Origin of the sequence: Devosia sp. 1635 (assembly GCF_013185955.1) — a bacterium.
Classification (GTDB): Bacteria; Pseudomonadota; Alphaproteobacteria; order Rhizobiales; family Devosiaceae; genus Devosia.
This window is the reverse complement of the sequence record NZ_JABAOM010000001.1, coordinates 379164-398101: the sequence shown is the minus strand read 5'-3', so window position 1 is coordinate 398101 and position 18938 is coordinate 379164. Positions and strand designations below refer to the sequence as shown.

The 18938-nt window shown below is 63.0% G+C and carries 15 protein-coding genes; 2 read left to right on the top strand and 13 right to left on the bottom strand.

Annotated elements, in window-relative coordinates:
* Nucleotides 1–30: 30 nt before the first annotated feature.
* From HRU92_RS20450 to HRU92_RS01990, 6 genes are all read right to left on the bottom strand, one after another.
* On the bottom strand, nt 31–2067 hold the full coding sequence (locus HRU92_RS20450) for a LysM peptidoglycan-binding domain-containing protein (protein WP_210258521.1): 2037 nt from the start codon (nt 2065–2067) through the stop codon (nt 31–33).
* Nucleotides 2068–2241: 174 nt separating this feature from the next.
* Nucleotides 2242–3858, bottom strand: coding sequence for a citramalate synthase (cimA, locus tag HRU92_RS02010; RefSeq protein ID WP_172122806.1), 1617 nt, complete (start codon nt 3856–3858; stop codon nt 2242–2244).
* Between the two features lie 6 nt (nt 3859–3864).
* Nucleotides 3865–4347, bottom strand: coding sequence for a GFA family protein (locus tag HRU92_RS02005; protein ID WP_172122805.1), 483 nt, complete (start codon nt 4345–4347; stop codon nt 3865–3867).
* Nucleotides 4340–4831 (bottom strand): GFA family protein, encoded by a 492-nt coding sequence (locus HRU92_RS02000; RefSeq protein ID WP_172122804.1) that lies wholly within the window; start codon nt 4829–4831, stop codon nt 4340–4342. The genes HRU92_RS02005 and HRU92_RS02000 overlap by 8 nt, the downstream gene beginning before the upstream one ends.
* Nucleotides 4828–6267 carry a cysteine--tRNA ligase gene (gene cysS, locus HRU92_RS01995; RefSeq protein ID WP_173087482.1) on the bottom strand — a complete coding sequence of 480 codons (1440 nt, stop codon included), beginning with the start codon at nt 6265–6267 and terminating at the stop codon, nt 4828–4830. The genes HRU92_RS02000 and cysS overlap by 4 nt, the downstream gene beginning before the upstream one ends.
* Nucleotides 6268–6461: 194 nt before the next feature.
* Nucleotides 6462–7475 (bottom strand): fumarylacetoacetate hydrolase family protein, encoded by a 1014-nt coding sequence (locus HRU92_RS01990; RefSeq protein ID WP_173087480.1) that lies wholly within the window; start codon nt 7473–7475, stop codon nt 6462–6464.
* A 147-nt stretch (nt 7476–7622) separates the two neighbouring features.
* Between HRU92_RS01990 and HRU92_RS01985 the strand changes: the two genes are divergently transcribed.
* Entirely contained in the window at nt 7623–8774 is a 1152-nt protein-coding gene (locus HRU92_RS01985; protein ID WP_172122801.1) for a DUF2865 domain-containing protein, read from the top strand.
* Here the strand turns inward: HRU92_RS01985 and gltX are convergent.
* The 3 genes from gltX to HRU92_RS01970 all read right to left on the bottom strand — a co-directional run bounded on the left by gltX (nt 8719) and on the right by HRU92_RS01970 (nt 12869).
* Nucleotides 8719–10050 carry a glutamate--tRNA ligase gene (gene gltX / locus HRU92_RS01980; RefSeq protein ID WP_172122800.1) on the bottom strand — a complete coding sequence of 444 codons (1332 nt, stop codon included), beginning with the start codon at nt 10048–10050 and terminating at the stop codon, nt 8719–8721. The two genes, HRU92_RS01985 and gltX, sit on opposite strands and share 56 nt — an antisense overlap.
* On the bottom strand, nt 10047–11714 hold the full coding sequence (locus HRU92_RS01975) for an NAD+ synthase (protein ID WP_172122799.1): 1668 nt from the start codon (nt 11712–11714) through the stop codon (nt 10047–10049). Before HRU92_RS01975 ends, gltX begins: the two co-directional genes overlap by 4 nt.
* A 117-nt stretch (nt 11715–11831) precedes the next feature.
* Nucleotides 11832–12869, bottom strand: coding sequence for a hypothetical protein (locus HRU92_RS01970; RefSeq protein WP_172122798.1), 1038 nt, complete (start codon nt 12867–12869; stop codon nt 11832–11834).
* A 137-nt stretch (nt 12870–13006) separates the two neighbouring features.
* On the opposite strand from HRU92_RS01970, the gene HRU92_RS01965 reads away from it, so the two are divergent.
* Nucleotides 13007–13501, top strand: coding sequence for a response regulator (locus tag HRU92_RS01965; protein WP_349236735.1), 495 nt, complete (start codon nt 13007–13009; stop codon nt 13499–13501).
* A 13-nt stretch (nt 13502–13514) separates the two neighbouring features.
* On the opposite strand, the gene HRU92_RS01960 is transcribed toward HRU92_RS01965, so the two are convergent.
* From HRU92_RS01960 to HRU92_RS01945, 4 genes are all read right to left on the bottom strand, one after another.
* Nucleotides 13515–15416 (bottom strand): PAS domain-containing protein, encoded by a 1902-nt coding sequence (locus HRU92_RS01960; RefSeq protein WP_172122796.1) that lies wholly within the window; start codon nt 15414–15416, stop codon nt 13515–13517.
* A gap of 101 nt (nt 15417–15517) precedes the next feature.
* Nucleotides 15518–16894 (bottom strand): 3-deoxy-7-phosphoheptulonate synthase class II, encoded by a 1377-nt coding sequence (locus HRU92_RS01955; protein ID WP_172122795.1) that lies wholly within the window; start codon nt 16892–16894, stop codon nt 15518–15520.
* Nucleotides 16895–16970: 76 nt separating this feature from the next.
* Nucleotides 16971–18344, bottom strand: coding sequence for a glutathione-disulfide reductase (gene gorA, locus HRU92_RS01950; RefSeq protein WP_172122794.1), 1374 nt, complete (start codon nt 18342–18344; stop codon nt 16971–16973).
* 90 nt (nt 18345–18434) lie between these two features.
* On the bottom strand, nt 18435–18938 hold the full coding sequence (locus HRU92_RS01945) for a DUF2059 domain-containing protein (RefSeq protein WP_164854754.1): 504 nt from the start codon (nt 18936–18938) through the stop codon (nt 18435–18437).

Sequence of the window (18938 nt, the reverse complement as noted above, 5' to 3'; positions counted from 1 at the left end):
CGGCTTACCGAGCAGAAGCGGCCCTGACCGCTACTGCTCCCTGGCGGGCAGATCAAACACCTGGCCTGGATAGATTCGGTTGGGATCGCGAATCTGACCATTATTGGCCTGGTAGATCGTCGTGTACTTGATGCCGGCACCGTAGACGCGGCGCGCAATGGTCCAAAGGTTATCACCGCGCCGGATGATGGCCTTGCCAGAGGCAAAACGCTGCTCTTCGGCATTGCCCACCTGGACCCCAACCATAGTTGGCACCTCGTCTGGTGCGGCCGGGCCCGGCGCCACCGTCGAAGGCCGGGGAGAGGCAGCGACGGCCGGAGCGGATGCGGGCGTCTCCACCGCTGGGTACGCAGCAGAAGGCTCCGCAAGGTCAGGCGGCGACACCTGGTCAGCCGTTGGCTTTGTCGCCAGAGTGGTATCGGGGCGTACCGCCGCATCGGCGGGACCTGATTCGGCCGCGCTTCTTGCTGAGGCAACGGAGCCAGCGGCGGCCGGAGCCTCAGCCGCCTTCGGTTGAGGGTTTACAGCGACAGCACTTGATGAAGCGGTTGTGGGGGACCGCTCACTGGCAGGAGGGCTGGTGGCCTGCGGGGCCGAGGAGCCTGCTTCTGCTACCGGCCCAGGCTGCTGAGTATTGACCGGTGCCTGTTGTTCTGTTGCGCCCGCTGAAGGTGTTGGCGCTGCGGCCGGGCGTGCTGACGTTGGACGAGGCGCCTGGGCTACTGCCGTCGGCGCGTCGGCGGTGGGGACCTCGAGAACGAAATTCACTTCTGCTCGGGCCGAAACACTCGCATCGGCGGGGTCGATGAGATCAACGCGAATGCGCTGATTGGGATTGGTCAGAACATTACCGCCCTCCACCAGCCAGCGGCCGTCCGAAACTATGGCGTCGGCAATGAAGACGTCATCAACATAAAGCCGCACCGTGCCACCCTCCGGGCCAGCACCGGCGAAAAATGCCCGCTCCCCTTCGACTTCGATGGCATCAATGGTTGGCTGCGTTGGTGCAGAAAGGGATGACGGTTCCTCACCCGGCTGGACAGATGGAACGGAGGGCGTTGCCGCCACAAGTGTCTCTGGTGCAGCGGCCCCAGATGGTGCCGCCGACTCGGGGACGGCGGCGACTTGTGGGTTAGCTGGCGCCTGCCCAGCGAAGGGTACCGCCGTCGGAACCGTTGCTCCCGGCGAACCGGGAACCGTGCTCCCGCTCGGCAATGGCGGGGCTCCAGCAAGTCGGCCTGAGTTTTGCGCCGGAGCTACCACGGACTTGGGCTGAGCCGGCAGCTGGGCGGTGGGTTCTTGTTGTGGAGCGGCAGCGATCTCGACAGGCGGTGCCGTCGTGCTCGCACCAATGGGCAAGGTGCCGGGCGTGGCAGCCGTCGCGGCTTGAGCTTCCGGCTGAGCATCGGCCGGCGCAGCTGGAGCTTCCGCCCGAGATACGGCGGCAGATGGACTGGGTGATGTCGCCGCGGCAGGCGTTTCCGGAGTGGTGGCCGTCGGCTCTGTCACGGACTGGGTTGTAGTCTCGGCGCCCGCAATGGGGCGTTCAAGGCCCTGCAATACTTCGCTAGCTTGACCTGGTGTACTGGCTACGACCAAGGGCTCAGCCGTGCGGGCCTCGTCAATGACAACCACAAAGGACTGGCCCGACTGCCCCTTCTCGCCAACTTCGGCGAGGGTGAGCTCAGTTCCGCCCGGAGGGAGCGGCGATTCAGGCACCAGCACCCAATCGCCGCTTGCCTCAACGTTGGTCCGGCCAATCGACGCGCCATCGGAAAACACTTCAACTTCGCTGCCAGGCTTGCCGCTGCCAGCGATCACCACCGAACCATCGGGCTCCGCGCGAAGCAAACCAAAGTTCGCGGCAACCACGCTGTCGGCCGGGGCCGGGGGCGTTTGGCGAGACGCATTAGGTTCTGCTAACGTCTCTGTTGCTGGAGTGGACTGAGCCGGAGCGAGCGCGACCGCCTCCGTGGCAGACGCGGGGGCGGAAACATCGGTGGCGGCCACGGCTGGGGCAGGCAGAATGCCGGCATCGCTCATCTTGCCGCGAAGACAATGGCCCATTCCATCGCTGCTGTTGAAACAAGCAACCAGCGAGGGCCCCGAAAGGACACCGACAACAACTACGAGCGTGAGCGCAGCGGCGCCAATGGTGAGCGCGAGTGGCTTGTTCGGAACGGGGTCGGCCAGTTTGTCCTCCAGGACGATTGGAGCTGCGCCGCTCTATGGGCAGCCCGGTTAGGCAGTCTTGACGGCCTTGGCTGCTGTGGCCTCAGTTTTCAAGAGCTTATAGGTAATAGATTCATACAACGCTTCAAAAGAAGCATCAATGATGTTGGGCGACACGCCAATAGTGTGCCACCGTTCGCCCGTGCCATCGCGGCTTTCCACCAGCACACGGGTGACCGCGCCCGTGCCCCCGTCCAGAATACGAACCTTGAAATCAACGAGCACCAAGTCCTCGATCCGGCTAGAGAATTTGCCAAGATCCTTTCGCAGGGCAAGGTCGAGCGCATTGACCGGCCCATTGCCCTCGGCGACCGACATCAACAATTCGCCATCGACCCGGATCTTGACCACCGCTTCGGTGACCGTGACCTCTTCGCCCTGAGCATTATGGCGCCGCTCGACACTGGCGCGATAGTTTTCGACAGCAAAGAAGTTGGGCAAGGTGCCCAATACTTCTCGCGCCAGCACGGCAAAGGATGCATCAGCGCCGTCATAGGAATAACCACGCGCCTCGCGTTCCTTGACGGTGGCCAATAGCCGCTCGAGGCGCGGGTCGTCCTTGGCGATGGCGATGCCGTGACGGGCAAGCGCCGTCAGCAGATTGGAGCGGCCCGCCTGCTGGCTCACCATGATCGAGCGCTCATTGCCCACGCTTTCGGGCGGAATGTGCTCGTAGCTGGAAAAATCCTTTGCCAGGGCCGAGGCATGAATGCCCGCCTTGGTTGCAAAGGCGGAGGCGCCGACATAGGGCGCTTGCCGGGCCGGTGCGCGGTTGAGCCGATCATCGAACGCTCGGGAAAGCTGAGTCAGGCGCTCAAGGCGGCCCGCATCGATGCCCGTTGCGAACCGATCCGCGTAATGGGACTTCAGTAAGAGCGTAGGGATGATGGTGACGAGATTGGCGTTGCCACAGCGCTCCCCGATGCCGTTGAGCGTGCCCTGGATTTGGCGAACGCCCGCTTCCACGGCGGCCAGTGTGTTCGCCACGGCCTGGCCGGTATCGTCATGGGCGTGGATGCCGAGCTTGTCGCCTGGGGCCACCCCAAGAACCGCCGTAACGATCTCGCGGATTTCGGCGGGCATGGTGCCGCCATTGGTGTCGCACAGCACCACCCACCGCGCGCCAGCCTCGAGCGCGGTGCGCACGCAAGACAGCGCATAGTCCGGGTTGGACTTAAAGCCATCAAAGAAGTGCTCGCAGTCAACCAGAGCTTCCTTGCCGGCCGCAACAGTTGCCACCACGGTTTCGCTGAGATTGGCGAGGTTTTCCTCCAACGTGATTTCCAGCGCCGTTTCCACCTGCCGGTCCCAGGCCTTGGCGACAAAGCACGCAGCTTCGGCGCGCGACTGCAGCAAACCCTGTACCCCTGGATCGTTGGCAACGGAGCGCCCGGCCCGCTTGGTCATGCCAAAGGCGGTGAACCGGGCCTTGTTGGTGCGCTGTTCGCCAAAGAACTCTGTGTCCACCGGGTTCGCGCCGGGGTAACCGCCCTCGATGTAATCGACGCCAAGCTCCTCCAGTAGGGCCGCAATGGAAATCTTGTCCTCCAGCGAGAACTCGATGCCCGCGGTCTGGGCGCCATCCCGCAGGGTGGTGTCGTAGAGAAAGAGGTGGTCTTTGGACATGGAACTCTAGTGCTGTTCGGGCCAGGTGGCGGTGTCGTGATCGGGGTGCTGGTGATTGCTGGCGGCAATCCTTGCAGCGCCTTCAGCGTCTTCCGCTTCGCTGGCCGGGCAATCAGGCAGGCCGCCCAGCGCAGGCACCCAGCTGATGCGGCTTTCAGTGCCGTGCTGGTCGACGGGCGGGAAGGCTTCGGGATGGTCCAGCGAGCCGATCGACACGGCGATCCGGTCGCCCTCGGTGTAGCGGAAGGTCAGCGGCGTGCCGCAACGGGCACAAAAGCCACGCTCGGCGTGATCGGACGACATGAAGGTGGCGAGCGTTCCTCGCGTCAGCTCCCAGGCCGAGCGGCGGCCGCCCACGAGTGGCGCATAAAAAGCGCCAAAGGCCTTCTGGCACATGCGGCAATGGCAGATATGGGCGTTGCTCGGACGCTCGGTGAACCGATAGCGCACTGCCCCACATTGGCAGCCGCCGCTCCAGCTTTCACTCATGTGAACTCTCCCGTGGGGGCCAATCCGAAGTGTCGTGGTCCGGATGCTGGTTGGAGTGGATGCCGGCAAGGAAGTCGCGCCACTCGTCGCTGTCCTCCGTCCGCACCGGCAAGCTGGTCAGATCATCAAAGAAGGGCAACTTGTCGTGCAGGTTAACCTGCAACGCCGGGGTAGCAACCGTCGGGTCATCGAAAGCACCGATCGCCAGTTCAAGGCCAAACCGGGTTTCATAAGCGAGCGGAGTGCCGCAATCGCCGCAAAAGGCGCGCCGCGCCGCGTTGGAGCTCTGGTACCATTTCGGCTCACCGCGGCTCCAGACCGCATCATGGGCGGTGACCAGGGGCCCGAAAAAACCACCAAAGGCCTTCTGGCACATGCGGCAGTGACAAATGGACGGTCGCCCCAGCAGCTTGACGCGGAACCGCACCGCGCCACACTGGCAGCCGCCGGCATGCGCCTCGATATTGCCTTCCGAGCTGATCATCGCTTGAGCTCCCATTTGGTGCGACGCTCGCCGCTTTGTGGGTCCTTGTAGTCCATCAGCGCAATGCCCTGCTCGGCCAGTTCGCTGCGGATGCGGTCAGCCTCGGCAAAGTCCTTGCTGTTGAGGGCAGCAAGGCGGGCAGCAACGGCGGCCGCGACATGGGCCGGCTCCTCATCGCTGCTGTTGGCGAGCAGCCCGTCGAGGCTGAAGCCGAGGAAGCGCAGCGTTGCCGCCAGGCAATGCCGGGCGTCGCCCTCTCCCCGGTTCGCACGCTTGGCGATGAAGTCGAGCGCCACCGAGGCGCGATGGAAATTGAGGTCCTGGGCCAACTCCCCAACCACACTTGCGTCGGGCGCCGCCCCATCCTCATCTGCGACACCCCCGGTGGCGCGTTGCCAGTCGCGCAACTTGGTTTCTGCTTCTTCCAGGCGCCGAACACTGAAATCGATCGGCTCGCGATAATGGGTCATCAGCATGGCGAGGCGCAGCACCTCGCCGGGCCAGCGCCGGCCACCGAATGTCTCGGTGGCGAGCAGTTCGTTGATGGTGACGAAATTGCCCAGGCTCTTGGACATTTTCTGCCCTTCCACCTGCAGAAAGCCGTTATGCATCCAGACCCGCGCCATTTCGTGGGTGCCGTGCGCGCAGCGCGATTGAGCGATCTCGTTTTCATGGTGGGGAAAGATCAGGTCCAACCCGCCGCCATGAATATCGAAGACTTCGCCGAGATAAGCGGCGCTCATTGCCGAGCATTCGATATGCCAGCCCGGGCGCCCTCGCCCCCAAGGGCTCTCCCAGCCCGGCTCATCGGCGCTCGATTGCTTCCAGAGCACAAAATCGGCCGGGTTCTTCTTGTGGGTGTCGACGGCGACGCGCGCGCCCGCGAGATTGTCTTCCAGATTGCGCCCGGAGAGACGGCCATAATCGGGCATGGAGGTAGTATCGAACAGCACCTCGCCGGCGGCCTCATAGGCATGGCCCTTGGCAATGAGCTTTTCGATCAGGCTGACCATATCCGGCTTGCCATCGGGGCGCGGCAGCACAAAATCGGTGGCGCGGGGCTGGTAGGTGGGGGCGAGCGTGCCCAGCTCCTCAACGTCAGCCGCAAACTGCGCCGCGGTTTTTTCCGTCACCTGCCGAATGGCCTCGTTGAGCGGCAGGTCGGGATAATCGCGTGCCGCCCTCGAATTGATCTTGTCGTCGACATCCGTGATGTTGCGGACATAGGTGACCTGCTCGGCGCCATAGACGTTGCGCAGCAGGCGGAACAGCAAATCAAAGACGATCACTGGCCGCGCATTGCCGATATGGGCGTAGTCGTAAACGGTGGGTCCGCAGACATAGAGCCGCACATTGCCGCTATCGAGAGGCTCGAAAAGCTCTTCTTGGCGCGTCAGCGTGTTGTAGAGCGAAAGCGGCGGCAGTCCCGAGTTCATGTTGACGTCCTGGCCATGCGGATGGGCACTGGCTGCGGGCGCTTCGAGTATCGGGTTTTTTGGATAAAGAAGACCGCGCTGCCAAATCGTGGTTAGCAGGTAATAACGCAGCCGTTAATCGGATTAACGTCGATCTTCATGGCGCCACCTTCGGCCCAAGCCGCCGGCAAATCAAGCCCATCGTGAAAATTCGTTCAAGCCGGCCGATCGAGCAGGGCCACCTGCTGGTTGATTTCGCCAAATGGCGCCCTGCCCGCCCCATCGATTGCCGCGATCCGCAGGCTGTCGCCCGGCTGCAGAAACGGCGTGCGCGCCCGCCCGAACTTAGTCTTTTCGACGGTGCGCAGTTCGGCAAGACAGGCAAAGCCGATGCCATCGCGCTTGGTAGGCAGGGTTTCGTCATGCCGGTTAGACACGGTGCCCGAGCCGACAATGGTGCCGCCGGCAAGGCTGCGCGTGCGAGCGGCCTCCATGATCAGGTCGGCGAAATCGAACTGCACGTCCCGTCCGGCATTGGGCTGTCCGATCAGATTGCCATTGACCTCCACCCGAAGCGGCAGGTGCAGACGGTTGTCCCGCCAGGCGTCGCCCAGGGCGTCGGGTGTCAAGGCGACGGGGCCGAAGCTGGTTGAGGGCTTCGCGTGGAAAAAGCCGAACCCGCCCTGCAGGTCCTCGGCCACCAGCCTGCGCAAGGATACGTCGTTGCAGATAGTGACCAGCCGAATGGCAGCGGCCGCTTGCTCGCGGGATGGCTGCATCGGCACGGGGCCGATGATCACGGCGATCTCCGCCTCAAAGTCGAGCGCCAGATCGTTTTCCGGCACGACGATCGCCGCGGTCGGCGCCAGCAGCGTATCCGAACCCCCCTGATACAGCAGGGGTCGGGTGGATTGCAGTTCGGCGTCCTTGCTGCCTCGCAGTGTGCGGACGCGTTCGAGATGGCTCATATAGCCCGAGCCATCGATCCACTGATAGGCGCGTGGGAGCGGCGCGAGCGCTTGGCTGGCCTCGAACACCTGACCGGCAATCGCACCCGCGTTCAACTCGGACGCGAGTGCCGCCAGCTGAGGAGCCGCGTTGTCCCAGTCATCGAGCGCCGCCTGCAGATGGGGCGCAATGCGGCCTGCGGCAACACAGCGCTGCCCATCTGCGGAAACCACCACCAGCTGGCCATCGGGGCGACCATTTCTAAGGGTAGCAAGCTTCATCGTGGCGCAATCTCCCGCTCGAGTGTTGCGCCAGCGCTATCACGCCATCCAGCCGGGGACTATAGTGTTGCCACCAGATCGGCGCTGGCCTATGCGGCTTTTGCAACGCCGCCGCTTCCAGCCGCAAGCAAGGACCACGCATTGACTTTGAGCAGAACAACCCTGCGCCCGTTTCTCCTTTTGCTCGTGGCAGCTGTCTGCCTGCTGCTCGATGTTGGCACGGCGCATGCGCAGGCCGCCGCTTGCGCCCGGCTGGAAGATTCGCTGCGGCAATTCGATCGGAACGCGGACTTTCAGCAACGGCAGGGCAATTCGCGCTCGGCCCGTCGCCTCGCTGATCAGGTGCAGAGCGCGGAAAGCCGTTACATCCGCGAAGGCTGCAATGACGATGCACGAGCCGGCCGCACTCTGTCACCGCGCTGCCAGAGCATTGGACGCGATGTGCTGGACTTACGCGAACAATATGCCCAGGTCTCACAATCGGTGAACAGCGCCGGTGCGGTCGCCCAGCAGCGCGAAGCCATTTTGCAGGAATTGGCCCGCTTTGGTTGCGGCGCCGGGCGCGGCTCGAGCGCCGATTTCTCGCGCGAGCGGCAGTCGATCTTTGATCGCGTGTTCGGCACCACCACCCAGGGCGATTTCACCGATGGCGACCTGGTCGACGATGGCGCTTATTGGGGCAGCCAGGGCTCCAACACTGTGCGAACGCTCTGCGTGCGGTTGAGCGATGGTTACTTCTGGCCCATCAGCTACGCCACTTTGACCGATTACGTCGGCAATGACGCCCAGCAATGCCAGGCGATGTGTCCCAACACACCGGTGGAACTCTATTTCTACGACAATCCGGGTCAGGAAGTTGAGCAGATGCGCAACGTCAGTGGCCAGCCTTATTCCGCCTTGCCCAACGCGTTTAAATATCGCGAGGCGGTGGATATGCAAAGCAGCTGCCGTGCTACCCCGGCTGGCGGGGGCACGATCCGGAACGCCGTATCAGCTGACGGCCAGAACCGGACCATCGCTGAAGTATCAGGCGTGAGCTTCCCCCTGCCCCCGCGCGATCCGCGCCGGCAGATGCCAGCAGCCGTCGCGCCGGTCGAGGCGTCATTGCAAACGGCCACGCTGATCGATGTTCCTCTGCCGCGGCCGCGTCCTGCCGGCCCCGGCGAGACCCCGGTCACCCGGCCTGCGCCGCAAACCGCCGAAGACAAAAGCCTGCGGCTGGTTCAGTTCGGCGACAAGGTGGTCAGGGTAGTCGGTCCAGACACGCCTTACGCCCAAGCAGCGGCAGCAGGCTCTTAAGCTCGGGCCCATCGTGGCGACCGGTCAGTGCAAGGCGGAGGGGCAGGAACAAGCCCTTGCCCTTGCGGCCGGTCTGGGCCTTTACGGCCCCCGTCCACTCGCCCCAGGTCTCGATTGACCAGGGCTCAGCTGGCAGCAACTCGCGCGCGGCCACGAGGAAGTCGCGGTCTTCCTGCGCGATCACCGGCTGCACCGGGCCGCGGATCAGCTTGGCCCATTCCACCACATCACCGAACTTGGCCAAGTTCTCGCGCAGCACCAGCCAGAGCGGCTCGTCATCAAGACCCAACTGCTCGAGGCGTGGCTGCGCTTCGGAATAAGGCATGGCGTGTAGGATACGCGAATTGAGCGTGTCGAGTTCGGCCGGATCGAACCGGGCTGGTCCATGCGAGATTGCCGCAAAGTCGAGCAATTCCGCCACGGCGTCGAGTGACTCATAGGGCTCGACGGGAATGCTCGTGCCGGTCAGCGTCGCCATGATGGCCACCGCCAGGGGCTCATAGCCTTCCTGCCGGAAGTCCGCGATCGACTGGGAGCCAAGCCGCTTGGAAAAGCCCTGCCCTTCGGCATCGGTCAGCAGATTGTGGTGCCCGAACTGCGGCACGGCCCCGCTCAAGGCTTCGAAGATCTCGATCTGCGTGCCCGTATTGGACACATGGTCCTCACCCCGAATCACATGGGTGATGCCCAGGTCGATGTCATCGACGACTGAGGGCAGCGTATAAAGGTAGGAGCCATCTTCGCGCACCAGCACCGGATCGGACATGGAGGCGGTGTTGACGGTCTGCGGCCCCTTGATCAGGTCATCGAACTGAACCGGCTTGCCATCGAGCTTGAAGCGCCAATGCGGGCGCCGTCCTTCGGCCTCGAGCCGCGCGCGATCTTCGGCCGTGAGTTTTAGCGCCGCCCGATCATAGATGGGAGGCTTGCCCATGGCCCGAGCCCGCTTGCGCCGCCGATCCAACTCGTCCTCGGTTTCGTAGCAGGGATACAACCTACCCGCGGCGATCAACTGCTCGCGCGCCGCCTCGTAAAGCGCAGTCCGCTCCGATTGACGCACCAGCAGATCGGGTTTGACGCCGAACCACGCCAAATCCACCTCGATACCGTCCGCGAACTCACGGGTGGAGCGCGCAGCATCGGTGTCGTCCATGCGCAGCACATAGCGGCCGCCGTGCCGGCGGGCGAAGAACCAGTTCAACAGCGCCGGCCGCGCATTGCCCAGGTGAATGCGCCCCGTGGGTGACGGGGCCCAGCGTACAACAGGTGCGCTCATGCGCCGGTCCGATCGCGATAGCCATTGGTGATGGGATAGCGGCGCCCCATGCCAAAGGCACGCCAGGTCAGTTTGGGTCCGGGCGGCGATTGCCGGCGCTTGTATTCGGCGGTGGTGATGAGCCGGTCGATGCGCTGCACCAGCGCCAGGTCATGTCCCTTCGCTGCGACCTCGGCGATCGACAACTCGTCCTCCACCAGCCCCTCGATGATGGCGTCGAGCACCGGATAGGGCGGCAGGCTATCCTGGTCGGTCTGGTCGGGCCGCAACTCGGCACTCGGCGCCTTGTCGATGATATTTTGCGGGATGACCGGACCGGCCGGTCCAAGACAGTCGCCCGGCAGGTGGCTGTTGCGCCAATCCGCAAGCTTATAGACCTGCATCTTGAGCATATCCTTGAGCGGGTTGAAGCCCCCGTTCATGTCGCCATAGATGGTGGCGTAACCCACGGCCATTTCCGACTTGTTGCCCGTGCTCAGGAGCATCGAGCCCAGCTTGTTGGACACCGCCATCAGGATCACGCCGCGCATGCGCGACTGGATATTTTCTTCGGCAAGATCAGCGGGCCGGCCGGCAAAAATCGGTTCGAGTTCCTTGAGCGCCTGATCCACAGGCCCGCCAATGGCGACGACGTCATAGCGCACGCCGAGCAGCTCGGCGCATTGCTTGGCGTCCACAAGGCTTGCCTCGGAGGTGTAGTGATAAGGCAGCATGATGCAGTGGACATTCTCGGCACCAAGCGCATCCACCGCCATTGCCGCCACCACCGCGCTGTCGATGCCGCCGGACAGCCCCAGCACCACCTGCTTGAAGCCGTTCTTGCGGACATAGTCGCGCAGTGCCAGCACGCAGGCACGCCACGGCGTTTCCTCTGGGGAAAGCTGCGGCTTGATCTGACCCTCCACGCAGGTCCAGCGCCCGTCGCGGCGCTCCCAATCGGAGAGGATGAAATCGGGCGCGAAGGTCTCGCCACGGAACACCAGCTTGTCGCCCGGCTCCATGCCAAAGGAGGCGCCATCATAAACCAGTTCGTCCTGCCCGCCGATCTGGTTGAGATAAAGCATGGGCACATCGTCTTCGGAGGTGCGTGCGCGCACCAGGCGGTCCCTGACTTCGTGCTTCTGCGACCAGTAAGGCGACCCGTTGGGGCAAAGCAGCATTTCGGCGCCAGCCTGGATCAGGTGCTGGCACACCCAGGGGTGCCAGATATCCTCGCAAATCGGCAGGCCGATCGAGACCCCCTTGATGCTGACCGGGAGCGGAAGGGGGCCGGAGGTGAAGTAGCGTTCCTCATAGAACACATCGTTGCGCGGCAGTTCGCGCTTGAAGCGGACGGCGGTGATCTCGCCCTTTTCAGCGACAATGAGCGCGTTGTGGAAGCCGGTTTCCGCCTGCCAAATGGTGGGAATGATCAGCGCCACATCGGTGCCGGCCGTGTCGGCTGCCAGATCCTGCGCCGCCTTGATGGCATCGGCCACGAACTGGGGCTTGAACAGAAGATCGTCGGCAATATAGCCGGTCAGAAACAGCTCCGAGAGCAGCAGGATATCGGCTTTGGCGGCCGCGGCTTGCGCCAGCGCGCCACGCGCCAGCACCAGGTTTCCATCCAGGTCGCCCACTTTGGGATTGAGCTGAGCAAGCGCGATACGCAGGTGGTCGGTCACGATATAGGCCTATAGCTGACGCGGATACGCTCCGGCCAAGGCGAACGAAGCGCGCGCAAGCCTTACCCACTCGCCCCCGGCAGAACAAGCCGGTAACGGCTGATCACGGCCGATGGTTCAGAAGCGGCCGGCCAGCTCAAACAGGGCGCCGTAGCGGAAGAATGTAAAGGGATTGTTGGTCGAGATATAGGACTGCCGCGAAAGATTGGGCGCCGTGTATGCCGGGTCCGCCGGCGTGCCATCGGGTTGGAAGGACGGTTGCGGCGGCGTCACCGTTGCAGTGTCGAAGGTCGCGTCGTACTCACCTTGGAGATAGGAAGCCCGGCCGCCGATCCGAACCGTCAGGTTCTCGGTTGGGTGAAAGCCAACCATTAACTTGCCCGCAGCGCCATAGGCGTAGCCACCGACGCTGGCCGCAGAGGCGAGGAAAGTGTTGCCGCCGAAATCTTCGGGCACCAGGTCCAGAGTCCCGAGAGTACCGTCCACCCATGCATAGGGCAATGCTGCAGCTTCTGCAGTGATGTCGAAAGCATCCGCCACTTCGAAGCGGCTAACTAGGCCGATCTTGGCCGCGTGGATGTCGAAGTTGTTGGGCTCGCTGTCGAACCCTATGGACCAGTCTCCAGTGGAACTGGACCAGGCGATGTCGCTGGCTGAACGAGCCGTAGTGAACGAGGCGCGGCCGGTATCGGGCGATTCATTGAAGTATTGGTAGCCGATCACAGCCCCGACGCCAAAGCTCTCATTGCCGAACGGCATCATGCCGAAGTCAGCACCGACATAGCCCAACCGCGCGCCAGGGAGATCGAAGGTCCCCCCGATGCCATCCGTGGAGTAGTCCCCGCTCGTAGCAAAGGCGTAACCGACATTGGCCTCCAAGAAGGAGCGCGTGCTGTCGTCATCGATGCGGACAAAGGCCTCCCCCGAATGGGAGGTGCTTTTGATGTCCTGCTCGTAGCCCTGCAGGGACAAGGATTGCTGGCCGAGCGAATACCAGTAGCGCACGCCCGCTTCGAAACGGAGCGGATTGTCTTCGCCGATCTGCCAGTTGGTGGGATAGGCGGTCCGCATTCCCCCATAGCCGTAGTCAGCCGCAGTTGCCGGCAAGGCAACGCTTCCGGCAAGCAGGGAGGCAATGGTGAGGGTGCGCTTCATCGGAACCTCTGAGACCCGGGCCGTTCAGCCCAACGCCACATTGATGCCTTATTAGGGTTAACAGTCCGCTAAGTGTAGACAGAGACTTTTCGCTAACTATCTTAAGGTGTAATCGGGTATAGGGCTGGCGGCGACCAATCACGGCGCAACCGAAGCCGGTCGAGCGAGTTGCCCTCCAGTACCCGACGAGAGTTTGCGTGATGAGTTGCAGAATACTGGTAGTTGAAGACGAGATCTTCGTTGCCACCGAAATCGAGCATGTCATCGCGGAAATGGGGCACCAGCCGGTGGGCATTGCTGCCGACCAGCGTACGGCCCTTAGCCTCGCGGCAACGACTGACGTTGCCCTCGTGGACCTCAATCTTGAGGATGGTCCTACCGGGGCGGCCATTGGCCGGGCTCTCAGCCAAACTCATGGCGTCACCGTGCTGTTCATGACGGCCAACCCTTCGCAGCTTGGCACCGGCATTCCCGGCACCCTGGGCGTATTGCCCAAGCCGGTCACGGATAAGGAACTACGGGACGCTGTGGGCTATGCCGTGGCTCGGCGCCAGGCGCAGGAAGCTGCCCCGCCCCGTCGTTTGCAGCTGTTTGATTGGCTCGACCCCACGCACGAGCCCACGGAGTGCTGACCAAGCCGTTGCTCTAGCTCTGCAACCGCCCGGAGCGGCGCAGAGCCGTAGCAGGAAGGTCGACCTCCACCCTCAGCCCGTCCGCTTCCCAGATCCGCTCGACCTTGCCACGCATCTGGCCTTCCACGCTCAGGCTCACGAGGCGTGAGCCGAAACCTTCCGGTCGCCTCGCGCCATCAAGAACCGGACCGCCCCGCTCCTTCCAGGAGAGATGGTAGCCATCCTCGCTTACCCGGCCTTCCAGCACCACCTCCCCATCGGCGACGCTCAGCGCGCCGTATTTCGCGGCATTGGTGCCCAGCTCATGGAACAGGAGTGCAAGTGGAGTAGCCGCGCCATCATCGATCGGAGCGTCCTCACCGCGGAAGCTGACCCGCGCGGTACCCTCCCGGTGGTAGGCTTGCAGGAGGCGCTCGATCAAGGCCCAGAGTGAGCCCTGGTGTTCGGTGTCCTGTAAGCGGGCAGAATGGGGCCGGACAAAATCATGCGCCTCGCTCAGAGCGAAGATGCGCTGGCGCAGCTGATCGGCAAAAGGCTTGATCTCCGGCTGGCTGCGCGCCGACAGGCTTATGATGCCGGTTAATACCGCAAAGATGTTCTTGATTCGATGGCTCAGCTCCTGCGCCACCAGATCCCGCTCGGTGGCCGCAAGCTTGGTCTCATGGATATCGGTGAGGGTGCCGAACCAGCGTATGATACGGTCCTGGCTATCACGGATCGGCAGTGCCAAACCCAAGGTCCACCGGTACTCGCCGGTATGATGCCGCAGCCGGTACTCGATCTGGTATGGCTCGCCCGTTTCCAGGGAGTTGCGCCAGATCGCCCAGGCTCGCTGCTGATCATCGGGGTGAAACAGGTTGTTCCAGCCTTCCCCATCGGTGGAACCCTGCGGCACCCCAGTGAACTGGTACCAGCGGTCATTGTAATAGTCGTGAAAGCCGTCAGGAAGGGTCGACCACACCATCTGTGGCATGGCATTGGTCAGGGTGCGGAAGCGCAGCTCGCTTTCCGCCAGCGCGTCCGACGCACGGCGCTGCTCGGTGACATCCACCACGACCCCGGGGAAGCGGATGGCATTGCCATCGTCGCCCAAACGCGGACGCCCCGAGGCGATAACCCACCTTATCGTGCCATCAGGTCCAAGCAGGCGATATTGCGAGCGGAAGGGTGAGCCGTCTGCCAAGGCGGCCCTGATCTCGACGCCCACCCGTTCCACGTCCTCGGGGTGAATTGCCTGCATGAAGCCTTCAAGCGCGATCCCGGTCTTGGCCGTGGCCGCATCGAGATTATACATGGTGGCGAATTTTTCGTCGGCGGTGACGCTGTTGGCCACAATGTCCCAATCCCAGGTTCCCACCAGGGTTGAGCTGTTCAACGCAAGCGACAGTCGCTCCTCACTGCGGGCCACGGCACGCTCGGCCAGCACTCGGGTGGTCGTTTCCTGAACAATGCAAAGCACCGCCAAAGGGGTGCCGTCTTCCGCCAGCACAGGGCTATAATGAAGGTCCAGCCACACCGCTTCAGGCGTGCCGTTGCGATTGAGGAGCAGTTCCTGCTCCTCGAGATGCAGGGTTTCCCCGCGCAGTCCCAAGTCAATCTTGTGGCGGTTGAACTCGGCAATTTCAGGCCAGGCTTGTTCGGCGGGAAGTCCGAAGATGTGTGGGTGCCGTTCGCCGGCGAACACCGCATAGGCGTTGTTGTAGATCAGGATGCCCTGAGAGCCGATCAGCATGGCCATTGGGGTGGAGGTCGCGAGCATGACCCGGACGGCCCCCTTGAGGCTTTCCGGCCAAGCTGGAATTGGACCCAGCGGGTTGGAAGCCCAATCATAATGATTGATCAGTTTGATCGTCGGGTCCAGTTCGAGGCGGGCGCGCACCTCTGGCGATGCCGCAGGGAACAGGGATCTTGGCATGAACGACTTTCAGCAGGGTCAGCGAAGCGCTGGCATAGGACAGCAAGCCCGCCCGTCGATCAACACCCGGTCAGTGTTGATCGCGGCAGATCACGCGGCTGTTACTCGCCCGCCAGCGCGTGCTGCCGTGGCGGCTTTTGCGCATGCACCTCTTCGGCGACTAGGAAGGCCAGTTCCAGCGCCTGACTGGCGTTGAGCCGAGGGTCGCAATAAGTGTGATAGCGATCTGACAGCGAGGCCTCGGTTACTGCCGAAACGCCACCTACGCATTCGGTGACATCATCGCCCGTCATCTCAATATGGACCCCGCCGGCGTAAGTGCCCATTTCCCGATGCACTTCGAAAAAGGAGCGAACTTCCGACAACACGCGATCAAAGGGCCGCGTCTTGTAGCCCGTGGAGGCCTTGATCGTGTTGCCGTGCATTGGGTCACAGCACCAAACCACGGTACGTCCGGCGCGTTGCACGGTTTCGATCAGCCGCGGCAGGTGCTCATGCACCTTCTCCGCGCCAAACCGGCAGATCAGCGTGATGCGGCCCGCTTCATCGGTCGGGTTCAAGCGATCGAGCAGGCGCAGCAAGTCCTCACTGGCCAAGGACGGGCCGCACTTGATGCCGATCGGGTTGTGGATGCCGGCGAAATATTCCACATGGGCGCCATCGGGCTGCCGGGTGCGATCGCCGATCCAGAGCATGTGACCCGACGTGGCGTACCAGTCATTGGTAATGGAATCGCGGCGGGTCAGCGCTTCTTCATAACCGAGGAGCAGCGCTTCATGGCTGGTGAAGAAACTGGTCTGACGCAAGGCCGGGGTATTGTCCGGGTTAAGGCCGAGCGCGGCCATGAAGGTGATGGCGTCGTCGATCTTGCGCGCTACTTCCTCGTAGCGCGGATACCAGTTCGAGCCCTTCATGAACCCGACGGTCCATTCATGGATGCGGGTCAGTTCGGCATAGCCGCCCGAGGCAAAGGCACGCAGCAGGTTCAGCGTTGCCGCCGATTGCCGATAAGCCTGCAGCATGCGATCGGGGTCGGGTAGGCGGGCCCCTTCGGTGAACTCGATGGCGTTGATGATATCGCCGCGATAGGAGGGCAGTTCCACCCCATCGATAACTTCGGTATCGGCAGACCGGGGCTTGGCGAACTGGCCGGCAACGCGTCCGACCTTGACCACGGGTTTGGAGGCGCCATGGGTGAGCACCACGGCCATCTGGAGAAACACGCGGAAGAAATCGCGAATATGGTCGGCGCCGTGCTCGGCAAAGCTTTCGGCACAGTCCCCGCCTTGAAGCAGGAAGGCTTCGCCGCGCGCGACTGCCGCGAGCTTGGTCTTGAGGTCCCGTGCCTCGCCGGCAAATACCAGCGGCGGAAAGGTCGCTAACTGGCGCTCGGCTTCGGCCAGGGCAACCGGATCGGGATAGGCGGGCACCTGCAGGATGGGCTTGTCGCGCCAGCTGCCGGGGGTCCAAGTGGTCATGGGTTGTCTCGCTTTCCCGCTATCCAGATCAGGGGCGGTCTACCAAGGCCGCGCCGGCCTGCCAAGCCTTATCGGCTCAGACCTTGGCGCCGTCCCGGTAAACATAGGTCGGGCCCTTGAAGGTCACCAGTTCCTCGGCCGCGGTGGGATGAACGGCAATGGCCCGGTCGAAATCGGCCTTGCTGGCGCCCATGCTCATCGGGATGGCGACGAGCTGGATCATCTCCCCTGCCCCCGGCCCGAGGATGTGGCAGCCCAGCACCTTGCCGCCATTGGCCTCGGTGATGAGCTTGAGGATCATGCGCTCGGTGCGCGTCGAGAGGCTGTTCATCATCGGACGGAAGCGCGCGATATAAACATCGATGTCGCCATGCGTCGCGGCCTCAGCCTCGGTCAGGCCAATGGCGCCCAGTTCGGGCTCGCTAAAAACCGCGGTCGGGATCAGGGAATGATCCACGGCCAAGGGATTGTTGTTGAACACCGTTTCGGCGAAGTACCAGCCTTCGCGGATCGCAACGGGCGTCAGCGCAGCCCGCCCGGTCACGTCGCCCACTGCATAGATGGATGGGCAGGACGAGCGCGAATATTCGTCCACCGCAATGGCGCCGCCAGCGGTCAGCTCGACATCGGCCGTTTCGAGACCCAGCCCCTCGACATTGGGCCGCCGCCCCACAGCGAACATCACCGCGCCAAAAGGCGCCGTCACCCCGTCGCTGAAGGTCGCGGCGATATCATCGCCCTGCTGCACCAGCGATTTGATCGTGGTCTGGTAAATCAGCCGGATGCCGCGTTCCTGCAGCCCCGCCTCGAGCCCGCGGCGCAAGTCGTCGTCGAAGCCGCGCATCACGCAGTCGCCGCGATAAACGATGCTGGTGTTGACGCCAAGTCCGGCAAAGATGGTGGCAAATTCAACCGCGATATAGCCGCCGCCTGCGATCAGGATCGAATGGGGCAAGCGCGGCAGGTCGAAGACTTCGTTGGAGGTGATCGCCAACTCGGCGCCCGGAATATCGGGAACAATGGGCTGCCCGCCGGTGGCCACAAGGATATGGCGCGCCTGCAGATCGCGATTGGACCTCAGCAGATGCACGCCATTGGGCCCGGTCACCACCGCGCGATCCTTGATCACCTCGACGCCGGGGTTTTCCAGATTGGTGGTGTAGGCGTGCTCGAGGCGGCTGATTTCCTTTTCCTTGGCAGCCACAAGCGTGGGCCAATCAAAGGAAGCATCCACCTGCCAGCCAAAGCTGGAGGCGATGTCGAACAGCTCGTTGAAGCGGCTGGCATAGACATAGAGCTTTTTGGGTACGCAGCCCCGGATCACGCAGGTCCCGCCAACGCGGAATTCTTCGATGATAGCGGTTCGCGCGCCATAGCTGGCGGCCATCCGTGCGGCGCGGACGCCGCCGGAGCCCCCGCCGATCACGACCAGATCATATGCTTCGCTCATTGCAACGCCCCACAAGTACCGCCCCTAAATATGGAGCGGCGCATTGCATACAAAAAGACCCCGCACAAGGCGGGGTCATATGCGTCTGGATCAGATCTCGACGCCATTGGCGCGAAGCTCGCTTCGCACCTTGGCGAAGAACTCACGCTGCACATTGTTGGTGAACACCATCAAGACCCGTTGCAGGTCGGTATTCAGTTCTGAATTGGCTTGCGCCAGCTTCTGGCCGACTGGCGATTCGTAGAAGGCGACGATCTGCTGCAAGTCTTCGTTGGTGAAGCGCACCGCATAAACGCGGGCAAACTGGTCCATCAGTTCGCCCTTGCGGCCCTTGTACTCCTCCAACACCTTCGAAATGGCCTTGTCGGTGGCGTCGACCAGTTCTGGGTTCTGCTGGATGATCTGGCGCATGGTCTGCACGCCAGTTTCGACCAGGGTCACTTCATAGATAGCGGAGCGGTCCGTCAGTTCCACATATTTGCGCGCCAGCGCCAGTTGCTCGGGCGGCACTTCCTGGGCCATGGCGGGAGCGGCCAGAGCAAACAGCCCGGCGCTGAGTGTCACCGCGAGCAGCGCTTTAGCGCGCCCAGTCAA